Raw genomic sequence first — 23,863 nt, 5'->3', positions numbered from 1 at the left:
TTTTAATGTTTTGTGCATCTATAAAGAGTGTAATCACCCAAAGATCTGTTTTCTAAGGATTTGTAAGTATGAACGTTATTGGCACAGTTTCGCATCTAATTGGTCGTGCAGTAGCTATTAAAGCAGACGGTACAGAAAGGCTATTAGCATTAGGCGACGAAATATACGTAGACGAAATGGTTCGCGTTGCAGCAGATGCATCTATCGAAATCGCAATGGAAGGTGGTGAACCCGTTCGATTAGAGGGTGGGCAGAACTGGTTAGCTAGTAGTGAGACATATATAGAAGCAGATGACTTCGATCTTACAGAGGCTGTAGCTGATGTGGAATCTATTCAGGCTGCAATTTTAGCGGGTGCCGACCCTACTGATGTAGCTGAAGAAACTGCCGCAGGAGGAAATGCTCCAGCAGCGGGTGGCCTAGGTAATGAAGGCTCTAGTACAGTAAACATTGAACGTACGGCTGAAGAAGTAGATCCAACCGCTGGTTATGAAACTATTGGCTTTACGCAGGGTGATGACACGCGTGAAGTTTTTGAGGGCGTGAATGATGAGCAAATAAATCCTGAAGATAATGAACAGATTACACCTGAAAGTGTAGGAATTAATCTTATTGGGCCAGCTACGGTTATTGAAGGTGAAGTGGCAACTTACACCATTACTATTACTCGTGCGCCAGCAGCTGATATGTCTATTAGTGTCACTACTGGTCATATCACGACGGATGATGGTGATTTAGTACCTGTAGTTCAGGATGTTATTATTCCTGCAGGTCAGACGTCTGTTAGTTTTAATGTTGAAACGCTTGATGATGTCTTGGCTGATGGCGATGAGCGTTTTACCGCGAATATAGAATCAATTAATGGCGGTGGTATTAGTAATGTTGAAATTGTTAATGGGACTGTAGTAACTACAGTTTTAGATGATAGCAATCCAGATATAAAAGAGCCTGATCAAGAGACCGCAATAGTCTCCCTTACGGGGCCATCATCTGTTATTGAGGGTAATACTACAACGCCTTATACAGTCTCTGTAGACCAGCCAGCAGCTGACGTAACTTCCCCTATCACTGTAACGTTTACGTACAGTGGTGTCGCGGCAGACGGTACAGACTTCACTGGTGTAGCAAGCGTTCAGATCCCAGCAGGTCAGAACAGCACCACGTTCACTATCGATACACTTGATGATGTTCTAGCGGAAGGTGCTGAAGCGTTCACCATCGAGATCGATACGATTACGGATAGCAACTTCGAGCATATCGCTGAAGATGCAACCAACAACGCGGTAGAAACGACGATCACCGATGATACTGATCCAAGCACAACTGAACCGGATCAAGAGACGGCTTACGTATCTCTTACAGGCCCTGCGTCTGTAGTAGAAGGTACAACTACAACGCCTTACACCGTATCGGTTGACCAGCCTGCTGCTGATGTAACCAGCCCAATTACGGTTACATTCACATACAGTGGTGTCGCGGCAGACGGTACAGACTTCACTGGTGTAGCAAGCGTTCAGATCCCAGCAGGTCAGAACAGCACCACGTTCACTATTGATACCTTAGATGATGTCCTGGCGGAAGGTACTGAAGCGTTCACGATTGAGATCGATACGATCACAGACAGCAACTTCGAGCACATCGCTGAAGATGCAACGAACAACGCAGTAGAAACGACGATCACCGATGATACTGATCCAAGCACAACTGAGCCGGATCAAGAGACGGCTTACGTATCCCTAACCGGCCCTGCGACTGTCATCGAAGGCAATACAACCACGCCTTACACCGTATCGGTTGACCAGCCAGCGGCTGACGTGACTTCACCAATTACGGTTACGTTCACATACAGTGGTGTCGCGGCAGACGGTACAGACTTCACTGGTGTAGCAAGCGTTCAGATCCCAGCAGGTCAGAACAGCACCACGTTCACCATTGATACCTTGGATGATGTTCTAGCGGAAGGTGCTGAAGCGTTCACCATTGAGATCGATACGATCACAGACAGCAACTTCGAGCATATCGCTGAAGATGCAACCAACAACGCGGTAGAAACGACGATCACCGATGATACTGATCCAAGCACAACTGAACCGGATCAAGAGACTGCTTACGTATCCCTAACCGGCCCTGCGACTGTCATCGAAGGCAATACAACCACGCCTTACACCGTATCGGTTGACCAGCCAGCGGCTGACGTGACTTCACCAATTACTGTGACGTTCACATACAGTGGTGTCGCGGCAGACGGTACAGACTTCACTGGTGTAGCAAGCGTTCAGATCCCAGCAGGTCAGAACAGCACCACGTTCACTATTGATACCTTGGATGATGTCCTGGCGGAAGGTGCTGAAGCGTTCACCATCGAGATCGATACGATCACAGACAGCAACTTCGAGCACATCGCTGAAGATGCAACGAACAACGCAGTAGAAACGACGATCACTGATGATGCGGATCCAAGCACAACTGAACCAACAACAGAAAGTGCTTACGTATCCCTAACCGGTCCAGCGACTGTCATCGAAGGCAATACAACCACGCCTTACACCGTATCTGTAGATCAGCCAGCGGCTGACGTGACTTCACCAATTACGGTTACATTCACATACAGTGGTGTTGCGGCAGACGGTACAGACTTCACTGGTGTAGCAAGCGTTCAGATCCCAGCGGGTCAGAACAGCACAACGTTCACTATTGATACCTTGGATGATGTCCTAGCGGAAGGCGCTGAGACGTTCACGATTGAGATCGATACGATCACGGATAGCAACTTCGAGCATATTGCTGAAGATGCGACCAATAACTCGGTTGATACCACGATCACTGATGACAGCGATCCTACAACAACTGAACCGGATCAAGAGACGGCTTACGTATCTCTAACAGGCCCTGCGTCTGTAGTGGAAGGTACAACGACAACACCTTACACCGTATCGGTTGACCAGCCTGCTGCTGATGTAACCAGCCCAATTACGGTTACATTCACATACAGTGGTGTCGCGGCAGACGGTACAGACTTCACTGGTGTAGCAAGCGTTCAGATCCCAGCAGGTCAGAACAGCACCACGTTCACTATTGATACCTTAGATGATGTCCTGGCGGAAGGTACTGAAGCGTTCACGATTGAGATCGATACGATCACAGACAGCAACTTCGAGCACATCGCTGAAGATGCAACGAACAACGCAGTAGAAACGACGATCACCGATGATACTGATCCAAGCACAACTGAGCCGGATCAAGAGACGGCTTACGTATCCCTAACCGGCCCTGCGACTGTCATCGAAGGCAATACAACCACGCCTTACACCGTATCGGTTGACCAGCCAGCGGCTGACGTGACTTCACCAATCACGGTTACATTTACATACAGTGGTGTCGCGGCAGACGGTACAGACTTCACTGGTGTAGCAAGCGTTCAGATCCCAGCGGGTCAGAACAGCACCACGTTCACTATCGATACACTTGATGATGTTCTAGCGGAAGGTGCTGAAGCGTTCACGATTGAGATCGATACGATCACAGACAGCAACTTCGAGCACATCGCTGAAGATGCAACCAACAACGCAGTAGAAACGACGATCACCGATGATACTGATCCAAGCACAACTGAACCGGATCAAGAGACGGCTTACGTATCCCTAACAGGCCCTGCGTCTGTAGTAGAAGGTACAACTACAACGCCTTACACCGTATCGGTTGACCAGCCAGCAGCTGATGTAACCAGCCCAATCACGGTTACATTTACATACAGTGGTGTCGCGGCAGACGGTACAGACTTCACTGGTGTAGCAAGCGTTCAGATCCCAGCAGGTCAGAACAGCACAACGTTCACCATCGATACGCTGGATGATGTTCTAGCGGAAGGTGCTGAAGCGTTCACGATTGAGATCGATACGATCACAGACAGCAACTTCGAGCACATCGCTGAAGATGCAACGAACAACGCGGTAGAAACGACGATCACCGATGACAGCGATCCTACAACAACTGAACCAACAACAGAGAGCGCTTATGTATCCCTAACAGGCCCTGCGACTGTCATCGAAGGCAATACAACCACGCCTTACACCGTATCGGTTGATCAGCCAGCAGCTGATGTAACCAGCCCAATTACCGTGACATTCACATACAGTGGTGTCGCGGTAGACGGTACAGACTTCACTGGTGTGGCAAGCGTTCAGATCCCAGCGGGTCAGAACAGCACCACGTTCACTATCGATACACTTGATGATGTTCTAGCGGAAGGTGCTGAAGCGTTCACGATTGAGATCGATACGATCACAGACAGCAACTTCGAGCACATCGCTGAAGATGCAACCAACAACTCGGTTGATACCGAAATTACAGATAATGATGGAGCTCTAGTTTCTCTGACTGGTCCTGCGTCTGTTATCGAGGGTGATACAACCACACCTTACACCGTATCGGTAGATCAGCCTGCTGCATCTGTTGTTACGCCAATTACAGTAACGTTTACATACAGTGGTGTCGCGGCAGACGGTACTGACTTTACCGGTGTGGCAAGCGTTCAGATCCCTACGGGTCAGAACAGCACCACGTTCACTATTGATACCTTGGATGATGTCCTAGCGGAAGGTGCTGAGACGTTCACGATTGCTATTGATAGCATCACAGATACTAATTACCCAGTCATTGGTCCTGATGCGACCAATAACTCGGTTGATACCACGATCACTGATGACAGCGATCCTACAACGACTGAACCGGATCAAGAGACTGCTTACGTATCCCTAACCGGCCCTGCGACTGTCATCGAAGGCAATACAACCACGCCTTACACCGTATCGGTTGACCAGCCAGCGGCTGACGTGACTTCACCAATTACGGTTACATTCACATACAGTGGTGTCGCGGCAGACGGTACAGACTTCACTGGTGTAGCAAGCGTTCAGATCCCCGCGGGTCAGAACAGCACAACGTTCACCATCGATACCTTGGATGATGTCCTGGCGGAAGGTGCTGAAGCGTTCACCATCGAGATCGATACGATCACCGACAGCAATTTCGAGCACATCGCTGAAGATGCAACCAACAACGCGGTAGAAACGACGATCACCGATGATACTGATCCAAGCACAACTGAACCGGATCAAGAGACTGCTTACGTATCTCTTACAGGCCCTGCGTCTGTAGTAGAAGGTACAACTACAACGCCTTACACCGTATCGGTTGACCAGCCTGCTGCTGATGTAACCAGCCCAATTACGGTTACATTCACATACAGTGGTGTCGCGGCAGACGGTACAGACTTCACTGGCGTAGCCAGCGTTCAGATCCCAGCGGGTCAGAACAGCACCACGTTCACTATTGATACCTTGGATGATGTCCTGGCGGAAGGTGCTGAAGCGTTCACGATTGAGATCGATACGATCACGGACAGCAACTTCGAGCACATCGCTGAAGATGCAACGAACAACGCAGTAGAAACGACGATCACTGATGACAGCGATCCTACAACAACTGAGCCGGATCAAGAGACGGCTTACGTATCCCTAATAGGCCCTGCGTCTGTAGTAGAAGGCAATACAACCACACCTTACACGGTATCTGTAGATCAGCCAGCGGCTGACGTGACTTCACCAATCACGGTTACATTCACATACAGTGGTGTAGCGGCAGACGGTACAGACTTCAACGGTGTGGCAAGCGTTCAGATCCCTGCAGGTCAGAACAGCACCACGTTCACTATCGATACACTTGATGATGTTCTAGCGGAAGGTGCTGAAGCGTTCACGATTGAGATCGATACGATCACAGACAGCAACTTCGAGCATATCGCTGAAGATGCAACCAACAACGCAGTAGAAACGACGATCACCGATGATACTGATCCAAGCACAACTGAACCGGATCAAGAGACTGCTTACGTATTCCTAACCGGCCCTGCGTCTGTAGTGGAAGGTACAACGACAACACCTTACACCGTATCGGTTGACCAGCCAGCGGCTGACGTGACTTCACCAATTATTGTGACGTTCACATACAGTGGTGTCGCGGCAGACGGTACAGACTTCACTGGTGTAGCAAGCGTTCAGATCCCAGCAGGTCAGAACAGCACCACGTTCACTATTGATACCTTGGATGATGTCCTGGCGGAAGGTGCTGAAGCGTTCACCATCGAGATCGATACGATCACAGACAGCAACTTCGAGCACATCGCTGAAGATGCAACCAACAACGCGGTAGAAACGACGATCACTGATGATGCGGATCCAAGCACAACTGAACCAACAACAGAAAGTGCTTACGTATCCCTAACCGGTCCAGCGACTGTCATCGAAGGCAATACAACCACGCCTTACACCGTATCTGTAGATCAGCCAGCGGCTGACGTGACTTCACCAATTACGGTTACATTCACATACAGTGGTGTTGCGGCAGACGGTACAGACTTCACTGGTGTAGCAAGCGTTCAGATCCCAGCGGGTCAGAACAGCACAACGTTCACTATCGATACCTTGGATGATGTCCTAGCGGAAGGCGCTGAGACGTTCACGATTGAGATCGATACGATCACGGATAGCAACTTCGAGCATATTGCTGAAGATGCGACCAATAACTCGGTTGATACCACGATCACTGATGACAGCGATCCTACAACAACTGAACCGGATCAAGAGACGGCTTACGTATCTCTAACAGGCCCTGCGTCTGTAGTGGAAGGTACAACGACAACACCTTACACCGTATCGGTTGACCAGCCTGCTGCTGATGTAACCAGCCCAATCACTGTAACGTTTACATACAGTGGTGTCGCGGCAGACGGTACAGACTTCACTGGTGTAGCCAGCGTTCAGATCCCCGCGGGTCAGAACAGCACCACGTTCACCATCGATACGCTGGATGATGTCCTGGCGGAAGGTGCTGAAGCGTTCACCATCGAGATCGATACGATTACGGATAGCAACTTCGAGCACATCGCTGAAGATGCAACCAACAACGCAGTAGAAACGACGATCACCGATGATACGGATCCAAGCACAACTGAACCAACAACAGAGAGCGCTTACGTATCCCTAACAGGCCCTGCGACTGTCATCGAAGGCAATACAACCACACCTTACACCGTATCGGTTGACCAGCCAGCAGCTGATGTAACCAGCCCAATCACGGTTACATTTACATACAGTGGTGTCGCGGCAGACGGTACAGACTTCACTGGTGTAGCAAGCGTTCAGATCCCAGCGGGTCAGAACAGCACCACGTTCACTATCGATACACTTGATGATGTTCTAGCGGAAGGTGCTGAAGCGTTCACGATTGAGATCGATACGATCACAGACAGCAACTTCGAGCACATCGCTGAAGATGCAACCAACAACGCAGTAGAAACGACGATCACCGATGATACTGATCCAAGCACAACTGAACCGGATCAAGAGACGGCTTACGTATCCCTAACAGGCCCTGCGTCTGTAGTAGAAGGTACAACTACAACGCCTTACACCGTATCGGTTGACCAGCCAGCAGCTGATGTAACCAGCCCAATCACGGTTACATTTACATACAGTGGTGTCGCGGCAGACGGTACAGACTTCACTGGTGTAGCAAGCGTTCAGATCCCAGCAGGTCAGAACAGCACAACGTTCACCATCGATACGCTGGATGATGTTCTAGCGGAAGGTGCTGAAGCGTTCACGATTGAGATCGATACGATCACAGACAGCAACTTCGAGCACATCGCTGAAGATGCAACGAACAACGCGGTAGAAACGACGATCACCGATGACAGCGATCCTACAACAACTGAACCAACAACAGAGAGCGCTTATGTATCCCTAACAGGCCCTGCGACTGTCATCGAAGGCAATACAACCACGCCTTACACCGTATCGGTTGATCAGCCAGCAGCTGATGTAACCAGCCCAATTACCGTGACATTCACATACAGTGGTGTCGCGGTAGACGGTACAGACTTCACTGGTGTGGCAAGCGTTCAGATCCCAGCGGGTCAGAACAGCACCACGTTCACTATCGATACACTTGATGATGTTCTAGCGGAAGGTGCTGAAGCGTTCACGATTGAGATCGATACGATCACAGACAGCAACTTCGAGCACATCGCTGAAGATGCAACCAACAACTCGGTTGATACCGAAATTACAGATAATGATGGAGCTCTAGTTTCTCTGACTGGTCCTGCGTCTGTTATCGAGGGTGATACAACCACACCTTACACCGTATCGGTAGATCAGCCTGCTGCATCTGTTGTTACGCCAATTACAGTAACGTTTACATACAGTGGTGTCGCGGCAGACGGTACTGACTTTACCGGTGTGGCAAGCGTTCAGATCCCTACGGGTCAGAACAGCACCACGTTCACTATTGATACCTTGGATGATGTCCTAGCGGAAGGTGCTGAGACGTTCACGATTGCTATTGATAGCATCACAGATACTAATTACCCAGTCATTGGTCCTGATGCGACCAACAACTCGGTTGATACCACGATCACTGATGACAGCGATCCTACAACGACTGAACCGGATCAAGAGACTGCTTACGTATCCCTAACCGGCCCTGCGACTGTCATCGAAGGCAATACAACCACACCTTACACGGTATCTGTAGATCAGCCAGCGGCTGACGTGACTTCACCAATCACGGTTACATTCACATACAGTGGTGTAGCGGCAGACGGTACAGACTTCAACGGTGTGGCAAGCGTTCAGATCCCTGCAGGTCAGAACAGCACCACGTTCACCATTGATACCTTGGATGATGTTCTAGCGGAAGGCGCTGAAGCGTTCACCATTGAGATCGATACGATCACAGACAGCAACTTCGAGCACATCGCTGAAGATGCAACCAACAACGCAGTAGAAACGACGATCACCGATGATACTGATCCAAGCACAACTGAACCGGATCAAGAGACGGCTTACGTATCCCTAACAGGCCCTGCGTCTGTAGTAGAAGGTACAACTACAACGCCTTACACCGTATCGGTTGACCAGCCTGCTGCTGATGTAACCAGCCCAATTACGGTTACATTCACATACAGTGGTGTCGCGGCAGACGGTACAGACTTCACTGGTGTAGCCAGCGTTCAGATCCCCGCGGGTCAGAACAGCACCACGTTCACTATTGATACCTTGGATGATGTCCTGGCGGAAGGTACTGAAGCGTTCACGATTGAGATCGATACGATCACAGACAGCAACTTCGAGCACATCGCTGAAGATGCAACGAACAACGCGGTAGAAACGACGATCACCGATGATACGGATCCAAGCACAACTGAACCGGATCAAGAGACGGCTTACGTATCCCTAACCGGCCCTGCGTCTGTAGTAGAAGGTACAACTACAACGCCTTACACAGTATCTGTAGATCAACCAGCCGCTGATTTGACTTCACCAATCACTGTGACATTTACATACAGTGGTGTCGCGGCAGACGGTACAGACTTCACTGGTGTAGCAAGCGTTCAGATCCCAGCGGGTCAGAACAGCACAACGTTCACTATCGATACCTTGGATGATGTCCTAGCGGAAGGCGCTGAGACGTTCACGATTGAGATCGATACGATCACGGATAGCAACTTCGAGCATATTGCTGAAGATGCGACCAATAACTCGGTTGATACCACGATCACTGATGACAGCGATCCTACAACAACTGAACCGGATCAAGAGACGGCTTACGTATCTCTAACAGGCCCTGCGTCTGTAGTGGAAGGTACAACGACAACACCTTACACCGTATCGGTTGACCAGCCTGCTGCTGATGTAACCAGCCCAATTACGGTTACATTCACATACAGTGGTGTCGCGGCAGACGGTACAGACTTCACTGGTGTAACCAGCGTTCAGATCCCCGCGGGTCAGAACAGCACCACGTTCACCATCGATACGCTGGATGATGTTCTAGCGGAAGGTGCTGAAGCGTTCACCATCGAGATCGATACGATCACGGATAGCAACTTCGAGCACATCGCTGAAGATGCAACCAACAACGCAGTAGAAACGACGATCACCGATGATACGGATCCAAGCACAACTGAACCAACAACAGAGAGCGCTTACGTATCCCTAACAGGCCCTGCGACTGTCATCGAAGGCAATACAACCACACCTTACACGGTATCGGTTGACCAGCCAGCAGCTGATGTAACCAGCCCAATCACGGTTACATTCAGATACAGTGGTGTCGCGGCAGACGGTACAGACTTCACTGGTGTAGCAAGCGTTCAGATCCCCGCGGGTCAGAACAGCACAACGTTCACCATCGATACCTTGGATGATGTCCTGGCGGAAGGTGCTGAAGCGTTCACCATCGAGATCGATACGATCACCGACAGCAATTTCGAGCACATCGCTGAAGATGCAACCAACAACGCAGTAGAAACGACGATCACCGATGATACTGATCCAAGCACAACTGAACCAACAACAGAGAGCGCTTACGTATCCCTAACAGGCCCTGCGACTGTCATCGAAGGCAATACAACCACACCTTACACCGTATCGGTTGACCAGCCAGCAGCTGATGTAACCAGCCCAATCACGGTTACATTTACATACAGTGGTGTCGCGGCAGACGGTACAGACTTCACTGGTGTAGCAAGCGTTCAGATCCCAGCAGGTCAGAACAGCACCACGTTCACTATCGATACACTTGATGATGTTCTAGCGGAAGGCGCTGAGACGTTCACGATTGAGATAGATACGATCACAGACAGCAACTTCGAGCACATCGCTGAAGATGCAACCAACAACGCAGTAGAAACGACGATCACTGATGACAGCGATCCTACAACAACTGAGCCGGATCAAGAGACGGCTTACGTATCCCTAATAGGCCCTGCGTCTGTAGTAGAAGGCAATACAACCACACCTTACACGGTATCTGTAGATCAGCCAGCGGCTGACGTGACTTCACCAATCACGGTTACATTCACATACAGTGGTGTAGCGGCAGACGGTACAGACTTCAACGGTGTGGCAAGCGTTCAGATCCCTGCAGGTCAGAACAGCACCACGTTCACCATTGATACCTTGGATGATGTTCTAGCGGAAGGCGCTGAAGCGTTCACCATTGAGATCGATACGATCACAGACAGCAACTTCGAGCACATCGCTGAAGATGCAACCAACAACGCAGTAGAAACGACGATCACCGATGATACTGATCCAAGCACAACTGAACCGGATCAAGAGACGGCTTACGTATCCCTAACAGGCCCTGCGTCTGTAGTAGAAGGTACAACTACAACGCCTTACACCGTATCGGTTGACCAGCCTGCTGCTGATGTAACCAGCCCAATTACGGTTACATTCACATACAGTGGTGTCGCGGCAGACGGTACAGACTTCACTGGTGTAGCCAGCGTTCAGATCCCCGCGGGTCAGAACAGCACCACGTTCACTATTGATACCTTGGATGATGTCCTGGCGGAAGGTACTGAAGCGTTCACGATTGAGATCGATACGATCACAGACAGCAACTTCGAGCACATCGCTGAAGATGCAACGAACAACGCGGTAGAAACGACGATCACCGATGATACGGATCCAAGCACAACTGAACCGGATCAAGAGACGGCTTACGTATCCCTAACCGGCCCTGCGTCTGTAGTAGAAGGTACAACTACAACGCCTTACACAGTATCTGTAGATCAACCAGCCGCTGATTTGACTTCACCAATCACTGTGACATTTACATACAGTGGTGTAGCGGCAGACGGTACAGACTTCACTGGTGTAGCCAGCGTTCAGATCCCAGCAGGTCAGAACAGCATAACGTTCACCATTGATACGTTGGATGATGTCCTGGCGGAAGGTGCTGAAGCGTTCACCATCGAGATCGATACGATCACAGACAGCAACTTCGAGCACATCGCTGAAGATGCAACGAACAACGCAGTAGAAACGACGATCACTGATGATGCGGATCCAAGCACAACTGAACCTGATCAAGAGACGGCTTACGTATCCCTAACCGGTCCAGCGACTGTAGTAGAAGGTACAACTACAACGCCTTACACCGTATCGGTTGACCAGCCTGCTGCTGATGTAACCAGCCCAATTACGGTTACATTCACATACAGTGGTGTTGCGGCAGACGGTACAGACTTCACTGGTGTGGCAAGCGTTCAGATCCCAGCAGGTCAGAACAGCACCACGTTCACCATTGATACCTTGGATGATGTCTTGGCGGAAGGTGCTGAAGCGTTCACCATCGAGATCGATACGATCACGGACAGCAACTTCGAGCACATTGCCGAAGATGCGACCAACAACTCCGTTGATACCACGATCACTGATGATAGCGATCCAACAACGACTGAGCCGGATCAAGAGACTGCTTACGTATCTCTAACAGGCCCTGCGTCTGTAGTAGAAGGTACAACTACAACGCCTTACACCGTAACGGTTGACCAGCCAGCCGCTGACGTGACTTCACCAATTACAGTGACGTTCACCTACACGGGTGTCGCGGCAGACGGTACAGACTTCACTGGTGTAGCAAGCGTTCAGATCCCAGCAGGTCAGAACAGCACCACGTTCACTATCGATACACTTGATGATGTTCTAGCGGAAGGCGCTGAGACGTTCACGATTGAGATCGATACGATCACGGACAGCAACTTCGAGCACATCGCTGAAGATGCAACGAACAACGCAGTAGAAACGACGATCACTGATGACAGCGATCCTACAACAACTGAGCCGGATCAAGAGACGGCTTACGTATCCCTAATAGGCCCTGCGTCTGTAGTAGAAGGCAATACAACCACACCTTACACGGTATCTGTAGATCAGCCAGCGGCTGACGTGACTTCACCAATCACGGTTACATTCACATACAGTGGTGTCGCGGCAGACGGTACAGACTTCAACGGTGTGGCAAGCGTTCAGATCCCTGCAGGTCAGAACAGCACCACGTTCACCATCGATACCTTGGATGATGTCCTAGCGGAAGGTGCTGAAGCGTTCACCATCGAGATCGATACGATCACAGACAGCAACTTCGAGCACATCGCTGAAGATGCAACGAACAACGCAGTAGAAACGACGATCACCGATGATACTGATCCAAGCACAACTGAACCGGATCAAGAGACGGCTTACGTATCCCTAACAGGCCCTGCGTCTGTAGTAGAAGGTACAACTACAACGCCTTACACAGTATCGGTTGACCAGTCTGCTGCTGATGTAACCAGCCCAATTACGGTTACATTCACATACAGTGGTGTCGCGGCAGACGGTACAGACTTCACTGGCGTAGCCAGCGTTCAGATCCCAGCGGGTCAGAACAGCACCACGTTCACTATTGATACCTTGGATGATGTCCTGGCGGAAGGTGCTGAAGCGTTCACCATCGAGATCGATACGATCACCGACAGCAACTTCGAGCACATCGCCGAAGATGCAACGAACAACGCGGTAGAAACGACGATCACTGATGACAGCGATCCTACAACAACTGAGCCGGATCAAGAGACGGCTTACGTATCCCTAATAGGCCCTGCGTCTGTAGTAGAAGGCAATACAACCACACCTTACACGGTATCTGTAGATCAGCCAGCGGCTGACGTGACTTCACCAATCACGGTTACATTCACATACAGTGGTGTCGCGGCAGACGGTACAGACTTCAACGGTGTGGCAAGCGTTCAGATCCCTGCAGGTCAGAACAGCACCACGTTCACCATCGATACCTTGGATGATGTCCTAGCGGAAGGTGCTGAAGCGTTCACCATCGAGATCGATACGATCACAGACAGCAACTTCGAGCACATCGCTGAAGATGCAACGAACAACGCAGTAGAAACGACGATCACCGATGATACTGATCCAAGCACAACTGAACCGGATCAAGAGACGGCTTACGTATCCCTAACAGGCCCTGCGTCTGTAGTAGAAGGTACAACTACAACGCCTTACACAGTATCGGTTGACCAGTCTGCTGCTGATGTAACCAGCCCAATTACGGTTACATTCACATACAGTGGTGTCGCGGCAGACGGTACAGACTTCACTGGCGTAGCCAGCGTTCAGATCCCAGCGGGTCAGAACAGCACCACGTTCACTATTGATACCTTGGATGATGTCCTGGCGGAAGGTGCTGAAGCGTTCACCATCGAGATCGATACGATCACCGACAGCAACTTCGAGCACATCGCCGAAGATGCAACGAACAACGCGGTAGAAACGACGATCACCGATGATACTGATCCAAGCACAACTGAACCGGATCAAGAGACGGCTTACGTATCCCTAACCGGCCCTGCGACTGTCATCGAAGGCAATACAACCACGCCTTACACCGTATCGGTTGATCAGCCAGCAGCTGATGTAACCAGCCCAATTACCGTGACATTCACATACAGTGGTGTCGCGGTAGACGGTACAGACTTCACTGGTGTGGCAAGCGTTCAGATCCCAGCGGGTCAGAACAGCACAACGTTTACCATCGATACTTTGGATGATCTGTTAGCAGAAGAAACAGAGGCATTTACAATTTCGATAGATTCGATTACGGATAGTAACTTCGAGCATATTGCTGAAGATGCAACGAATAACTCTGTTGAAACTGAAATTACAGATAATGATGGGGCTCTAGTTTCTCTGACTGGTCCTGCGTCTGTTATCGAGGGTGATACAACAACACCTTATACTGTATCGGTTGATCAACCAGCAGCATCTGTTGTTACACCAATTACTGTGACGTTTACCTACACGGGTGTTGCGGCAGACGGTACTGACTTTACCGGTGTGGCAAGCGTTCAGATCCCTACGGGTCAGAACAGCACCACGTTCACTATTGATACCTTGGATGATGTCCTAGCGGAAGGTGCTGAGACGTTCACGATTGCTATTGATAGCATCACAGATACTAACTACCCAGTCATTGGTCCTGATGCGACCAACAACTCGGTTGATACCACGATCACTGATGACAGCGATCCTACAACGACTGAACCGGATCAAGAGACTGCTTACGTATCCCTAACCGGCCCTGCGACTGTCATCGAAGGCAATACAACCACGCCTTACACCGTATCGGTTGACCAGCCAGCGGCTGACGTGACTTCACCAATTACGGTTACATTCACATACAGTGGTGTCGCGGCAGACGGTACTGACTTTACTGGTGTAGCAAGCGTTCAGATCCCTGCAGGTCAGAACAGCACCACGTTCACTATCGATACACTTGATGATGTTCTAGCGGAAGGTGCTGAAGCGTTCACCATCGAGATCGATACGATTACGGATAGCAACTTCGAGCACATCGCTGAAGATGCAACGAACAACGCAGTAGAAACGACGATCACTGATGATGCGGATCCAAGCACAACTGAACCAACAACAGAAAGTGCTTACGTATCCCTAACCGGCCCTGCGACTGTCATCGAAGGCAATACAACCACGCCTTACACCGTATCGGTTGACCAGCCAGCGGCTGACGTGACTTCACCAATTACTGTGACGTTCACATACAGTGGTGTCGCGGCAGACGGTACAGACTTCACTGGTGTAGCAAGCGTTCAGATCCCAGCAGGTCAGAACAGCACCACGTTCACTATTGATACCTTAGATGATGTCCTGGCGGAAGGTACTGAAGCGTTCACGATTGAGATCGATACGATCACAGACAGCAACTTCGAGCACATCGCTGAAGATGCAACGAACAACGCAGTAGAAACGACGATCACCGATGATACTGATCCAAGCACAACTGAACCAACAACAGAGAGCGCTTACGTATCCCTAACCGGCCCTGCGACTGTCATCGAAGGCAATACAACCACGCCTTACACCGTATCGGTTGACCAGCCAGCGGCTGACGTGACTTCACCAATTACGGTTACATTCACATACAGTGGTGTCGCGGCAGACGGTACTGACTTTACTGGTGTAGCAAGCGTTCAGATCCCTGCAGGTCAGAACAGCACCACGTTCACTATCGATACACTTGATGATGTTCTAGCGGAAGGTGCTGAAGCGTTCACCATCGAGATCGATACGATTACGGATAGCAACTTCGAGCACATCGCTGAAGATGCAACGAACAACGCAGTAGAAACGACGATCACTGATGATGCGGATCCAAGCACAACTGAACCAACAACAGAAAGTGCTTACGTATCCCTAACCGGCCCTGCGACTGTCATCGAAGGCAATACAACCACGCCTTACACCGTATCGGTTGACCAGCCAGCGGCTGACGTGACTTCACCAATTACTGTGACGTTCACATACAGTGGTGTCGCGGCAGACGGTACAGACTTCACTGGTGTAGCAAGCGTTCAGATCCCAGCAGGTCAGAACAGCACCACGTTCACTATTGATACCTTAGATGATGTCCTGGCGGAAGGTACTGAAGCGTTCACGATTGAGATCGATACGATCACAGACAGCAACTTCGAGCACATCGCTGAAGATGCAACGAACAACGCAGTAGAAACGACGATCACCGATGATACTGATCCAAGCACAACTGAACCAACAACAGAGAGCGCTTACGTATCCCTAACAGGCCCTGCGACTGTCATCGAAGGCAATACAACCACACCTTACACCGTATCGGTTGACCAGCCAGCGGCTGACGTGACTTCACCAATTACGGTTACATTCACATACAGTGGTGTCGCGGCAGACGGTACTGACTTTACTGGTGTAGCAAGCGTTCAGATCCCTGCAGGTCAGAACAGCACCACGTTCACTATCGATACACTTGATGATGTTCTAGCGGAAGGTGCTGAAGCGTTCACCATCGAGATCGATACGATTACGGATAGCAACTTCGAGCATATCGCTGAAGATGCAACCAACAACGCGGTAGAAACGACGATCACCGATGATACTGATCCAAGCACAACTGAACCGGATCAAGAGACGGCTTACGTATCTCTTACAGGCCCTGCGTCTGTAGTAGAAGGTACAACTACAACGCCTTACACCGTATCGGTTGACCAGCCTGCTGCTGATGTAACCAGCCCAATTACGGTTACATTCACATACAGTGGTGTCGCGGCAGACGGTACAGACTTCACTGGTGTAGCAAGCGTTCAGATCCCAGCAGGTCAGAACAGCACCACGTTCACTATTGATACCTTAGATGATGTCCTGGCGGAAGGTACTGAAGCGTTCACGATTGAGATCGATACGATCACAGACAGCAACTTCGAGCACATCGCTGAAGATGCAACGAACAACGCAGTAGAAACGACGATCACCGATGATACTGATCCAAGCACAACTGAGCCGGATCAAGAGACGGCTTACGTATCCCTAACCGGCCCTGCGACTGTCATCGAAGGCAATACAACCACGCCTTACACCGTATCGGTTGACCAGCCAGCGGCTGACGTGACTTCACCAATTACGGTTACGTTCACATACAGTGGTGTCGCGGCAGACGGTACAGACTTCACTGGTGTAGCAAGCGTTCAGATCCCAGCGGGTCAGAACAGCACAACGTTCACTATCGATACCTTGGATGATGTTCTAGCGGAAGGTGCTGAAGCGTTCACGATTGAGATCGATACGATCACAGACAGCAACTTCGAGCATATCGCTGAAGATGCAACCAACAACGCGGTAGAAACGACGATCACCGATGATACTGATCCAAGCACAACTGAACCGGATCAAGAGACTGCTTACGTATCCCTAACCGGCCCTGCGACTGTCATCGAAGGCAATACAACCACGCCTTACACCGTATCGGTTGACCAGCCAGCGGCTGACGTGACTTCACCAATCACGGTTACATTTACATACAGTGGTGTAGCGGCAGACGGTACAGACTTCACTGGCGTAGCCAGCGTTCAGATCCCAGCGGGTCAGAACAGCACCACGTTCACTATTGATACCTTGGATGATGTCCTGGCGGAAGGTGCTGAAGCGTTCACCATCGAGATCGATACGATCACAGACAGCAACTTCGAGCATATTGCTGAAGATGCAACCAACAACGCGGTAGAAACGACGATCACCGATGATACTGATCCAAGCACAACTGAACCAACAACAGAGAGCGCTTACGTATCCCTAACAGGCCCTGCGACTGTCATCGAAGGCAATACAACCACACCTTACACGGTATCGGTTGACCAGCCAGCAGCTGATGTAACCAGCCCAATCACGGTTACATTCAGATACAGTGGTGTCGCGGCAGACGGTACAGACTTCACTGGTGTAGCCAGCGTTCAGATCCCAGCGGGTCAGAACAGCACAACGTTCACCATCGATACCTTGGATGATGTCCTGGCGGAAGGTGCTGAAGCGTTCACCATCGAGATCGATACGATCACAGACAGCAACTTCGAGCACATCGCCGAAGATGCAACCAACAACGCGGTAGAAACGACGATCACCGATGATACTGATCCAAGTACAACTGAACCGGATCAAGAGACGGCTTACGTATCCCTAACCGGCCCTGCGACTGTCATCGAAGGCAATACAACCACACCTTACACGGTATCGGTTGACCAGCCAGCAGCTGATGTAACCAGCCCAATCACGGTTACATTTACATACAGTGGTGTCGCGGCAGACGGTACAGACTTCACTGGTGTAGCCAGCGTTCAGATCCCAGCGGGTCAGAACAGCACAACGTTCACCATCGATACCTTGGATGATGTCCTGGCGGAAGGTGCTGAAGCGTTCACCATCGAGATCGATACGATCACCGACAGCAATTTCGAGCACATCGCTGAAGATGCAACGAACAACGCGGTAGAAACGACGATCACCGATGATACTGATCCAAGCACAACTGAACCAACAACAGAGAGCGCTTACGTATCCCTAACCGGCCCTGCGACTGTAGTAGAAGGTACAACTACAACGCCTTACACCGTATCGGTTGACCAGCCTGCTGCTGATGTAACCAGCCCAATTACCGTGACATTCACATACAGTGGTGTCGCGGTAGACGGTACAGACTTCACTGGTGTGGCAAGCGTTCAGATCCCAGCGGGTCAGAACAGCACCACGTTCACTATCGATACACTTGATGATGTTCTAGCGGAAGGTGCTGAAGCGTTCACGATTGAGATCGATACGATCACAGACAGCAACTTCGAGCACATCGCTGAAGATGCAACCAACAACGCAGTAGAAACGACGATCACCGATGATACTGATCCAAGCACAACTGAGCCGGATCAAGAGACGGCTTACGTATCCCTAACCGGCCCTGCGACTGTCATCGAAGGCAATACAACCACGCCTTACACCGTATCGGTTGACCAGCCTGCTGCTGATGTAACCAGCCCAATTACGGTTACATTCACATACAGTGGTGTCGCGGCAGACGGTACAGACTTCACTGGTGTAGCCAGCGTTCAGATCCCCGCGGGTCAGAACAGCACCACGTTCACCATCGATACGCTGGATGATGTTCTAGCGGAAGGCGCTGAAGCGTTCACCATCGAGATCGATACGATCACAGACAGCAACTTCGAGCACATCGCTGAAGATGCAACGAATAACTCGGTAGAAACTGAAATAGTCGATAATGATAGTTTCAGTATTGTTAATGTTTCAGCAGATGATGATGATGTTAACGAAAATACCGATTTGGATAATACTAATGATGTTAGTTATATCGGTGCGATCAACAATGTAGCTGATAACGCTACGCTTAAAATTGATGATACTGATCCTGATCCTGCACTTTATACATCCAATGGTCAGCCGATCTCCTATGACTGGGATGATGCTACTCGTACTTTGACAGGTAGTACTATTGATGGCCCAGTGTTTACTCTAACTATCAGCGGCACTAATGATAGCTATACCTTTACTCAGTTAGCACCAATCGATCATTTACCAACGGTACAAGGTGAATTGGATACTGCTGTTGCACTTCCTTTTACAGCACTTATCGATGGTTCCACAGAGACTGCAAACTTTGTCGTAAATGTTTCTGACGATGCTCCGGTTGCTGGTAATTTAACAATTACAACTGAAAATGATGGAAGCCATGATTCTGGCTGGCAGACTTTAACTTCTGCAACCGTGTCTAATGACGCTACTTATGTTGAATGGGATACATCTAATCTAGGTGCAATCGATCCTGATACTGGTGAAGTACGTGCACTCACAGTTGATGGCTATGAAGTTCAATATGAAGACGATGGTATCGGTAGCTTAATTGGTTATATCGAAACTATTGATGGTACAGGGGCTACTGTAAGAACTGATGTTCTGAGTGTTTCTATAGATACGACTAATGTTACCTCTGACATGAATCCTCAGTATCGCTTTGAACTGTATGAGAATGTTGGACGATTAGGCTTTGTTGATTCTGATGATTCTCAAGGTACCGTTATTAGTGGTGGTAACTCTGGTCAACTTGATCTTGGCTTTGGTTCTTATCTTATTGATAGTATGACAGCCTCTTCAGACGCTAATGGCAATACGGCTACTGTAAATACTAAGAATGGCTTTATTGGCGTTGATGGAAATTGGTTCAATGACAATGATGTGTTGTTCATGGATTTCCAAGATGTTGATGGTAATCCTGGTCAGATTAGAGGCATTAATTTAACTGTCGAAGGTTCCGGCAACTCGGCCACAGATGTTTACGCTGTTAATTGGACAGTAACTGCTGGTATTGATGCTTCTGGTACTCTAGTAACCTATTCAGGCGTTTTCTATAGCCAAGGTAATGCTGATACAAACTTTGACATTCCACTACTTGAAGGCGCAATTTACTTCACTGATTTAGAGATTTCTTCGCCAGAAATTACTACATATCCAGTTGATGACGTATCGGGTGATTATCTTGAGGGAAGTTACTACTACGTTGGTGGTGATCTTGTTGATGCTTCAACTAACCAAGTAGTGTCCTATATCGAAGCTCCTTTGCCAAACAATCACGATAATGCGTTCCGCATTGCATTCAGCGGCGTGAGCTCGAACAATTATCAAGAAGGCATCGACTTCTCCGCTGATTACGCACTTGTAGATGCTGATGGTGATCGATCTCTAGGGTCTGTAGATATCTCTCTTGATCCTTCCTCTGCGCCTCGTATTAGTGATTCAGCAATTAATGTTTCAGAAGAAGGACTTGCTGGCGGTAATGCTGATGAAACTGATGGTACTGGTGCTTTGGCGCCCGTACCTGGAGATACAACCGATGCAGCTTCAGTAACCGGTACCCTCTATATCACTGATTACGATAGTTCTGTATTTGATATTTCTATTTCAGGACCTACCGGTGTTCTTTCTGGTGGTGATGTTGTTGAATGGCACTACGACGAAGTAACTGGAGTAATGACCGGTTATACCAATACTTCAGGTTTAGCATTTGCTGATGTCCCAGCATCCGATTATGTGATGACAATCACGCTTGATCCTGTAGTTAGCTCAGGTAATACCCATAGTATTGACTATCATTTGGATCTACTTGCTCCAATCGATCATTCTGTAAGTGATGTAGAAGATGTTCTTGGGTTGCTGTTTACAGTTGAAGTGACAGACGAGAGTGCTAACACCAATACTGCAGAATTGATGGTTAATGTTGAAGATGATTCTTTATTAGCGTTTGATATTAATCAAACTCTTCTTGGAGAGCAGGAGATTACAACTACTAACCTAATTCTTACATTGGATCGCTCAGGAAGTATGGCTGACAACTTCTATGGTGATGGTTTGTTCTACCTAGAAGTTGCTCGCGATGCTCTTAAGCAATTAATTGAATCTGCTGATGATGCTGGCAACGTTAATGTTATGATCGTCGACTTCTCTGATAACACGGGTAGTAGCGGCTGGTTAGTCGATGATGTTGAAGCTGCTTACAATTATTTTGATCAGTTGATTGCTAATGGTGGTACACAATACGATACAGCGTTAAACCAGGTAATGGATGCTTATGAATTAGTAACTCCACCACCTGCAGATCAGACGTTCGCTTACTTCGTAACCGATGGTGTTCCAAATGATGGCCGCGGTGTTGATAGTACAGTTACATACACAACAGATGCGGGTGTTAATCTGACAGGTATAGCAGCTTGGCAGGCATTCCTTGAAGACAATGCTATTACTGAGTCTTATGCGATAGGCATTGGTAATGTTATTAGCAACAGTAGTTCTGCGGTTAACCACCTTAACGATGTGGCTTACTCAACAGATTCCGATTACGTAAATGCAAATAACAGTGATACAGCTGAAGAAAATACTATTCTTCTATCTGATCCAAATGATCTAGCAAATGCATTGCTTGAAGCTTTCAGTGCTGATTCAATCACAGGTACGGTTGATAGTACCCTGGGTACGACCGGAGACAGTGGTTTCCTACTTGGTGCTGATGGTGGTTACATCACGTCGATCACGATTGATAATGTTCAGTACCTGTATGATCCGAATACTTCTGCAATGTCAGCTAACCCTGCTTCGACTGATCTATCTGGTTTAGTGTCTGGTACTGATAATGAAATATTAACTGTTGATACCGCATTGGGTGGCACTATGCAGTTGAATTTTGTTACAGGTGAATACAGCTACAATATTACCGTTACTACAACCTTGTTGGGTTCTCAAGAGCAGTTCCCTATCACTGCAGTAGACAATGATGGTGATACGGCTTCTTTGAACCTAAACCTAGATATCGACTTCACTGCAGAGATTGATGCAAACAGAGATAATGTTATTACGAATATTGTCGATGGTTCACCAATTATCATTCCGCAAATAGCGTTGCTGCATAACGATGAATCAGAGGGTACAACTTTCGATGGTGTTTCTAATGTTGTTGGCGGAATTGTAGACGATAGTGGCGATATCGTATTTACTCCGACTTCACCACTACTACAAGAAAGTGATTTCTCATCTACTGCTGAAGCTGCTGTGATCACGGAGGATGAAGCAACGAGTCCTAATAATACTCGTGAAACAGCAACGGATATGAGTGATCGAAGCTTGTTCAGTTCTAATAATTCTAACCTGTCAGGTTTGAACGAATCTGGATTTGCTGCCGCATTTATTGGTTCTCTAGCATCTGCCACGGATGAAGATTGGATCGAAATCACACTTGCACAAGGTGAGAATATTCACTTTGATATCGATGATACGTCGATCAATACTGATGTCTCTATCTATGATGCACAAGGTAATTTGTTAACTACCATTGCCGAAAACTCTGTAGGTGCATATGGCGGATATACAGCGCCAAGTGCGGGAGCTTACTATGTGAAGGTTGATAGTCCTGTTGATCAAACAGGTAGCTATGAACTATATATGGCAATTGATACATCGGGTGCTTCTTATCCAAGTACTGGTGACGAGTCATTTGAATACTCGTTAACTTCAATTGGATCATCGACTCAGGATTCAACAATAGTAGATATTGAAGCTCAGTCTGGTAGTTCTCTTGTCGGTACTGAACACGACGATATCTTACTGGCTGGTTCTGGGAACGATATCCTTACTGCAGGTGAGGGCGATGATGTTCTTATCGGTGGTGCGGGTAACGACATCTTAACCGGTGGCGCAGGTGAAGATCTGTTTGTATGGTCTAAGTCCGATCTAGGAACGGGGGCTACACCAGCTGCCGATGAGATCAACGACTTTAATACTTCAGAAAACGATGTGATTGATCTATCGGACGTGCTATCTGATGGTTCGCATGTTATCTCTGCAGTTGAGAATGCTGATGGCAACCTGCAGTTGCAGATTACTGATGCATCTAGCTCGAATGTTGTTCAGACTATCGATTTGAACAACGTGGCAGCGGATGCTGATACAGCGGCGCAACTACAGCAGCTTCTTGATAACAACAACATCGATGATGGTATCAACTAATAATCGATAGAGTTATCAACTAGTTAAAAGCACCCTTTATGGGTGCTTTTTTGTTTTCTAGGGGAAGAGGG

At 48.8% G+C, this 23,863-nt stretch carries 1 protein-coding gene; it reads left to right on the top strand.

The features are described from left to right. Positions 1–68: 68 nt before the first annotated feature. Positions 69–23,792: a Calx-beta domain-containing protein gene (locus tag ACMXYP_RS11260; protein WP_415881741.1), complete on the top strand. Its 23,724-nt coding sequence runs from the start codon at positions 69–71 to the stop codon at positions 23,790–23,792. The last annotated feature ends 71 nt before the right edge of the window (positions 23,793–23,863 follow it).

Origin of the sequence: Neptuniibacter sp. QD34_54, assembly GCF_047778055.1 — a bacterium.
In the GTDB taxonomy this organism is placed as follows: domain Bacteria; phylum Pseudomonadota; class Gammaproteobacteria; order Pseudomonadales; family Balneatricaceae; genus Neptuniibacter.
This window is presented reverse-complemented; position numbering and strand designations above follow the sequence as displayed.

What these genes read in the sequence shown, in the direction of transcription:
- ACMXYP_RS11260 (WP_415881741.1), top strand. Translation starts at nt 69, where the DNA reads ATGAACGTTATTGGCACAGTTTCGCATCTAATTGGTCGTGCAGTAGCT.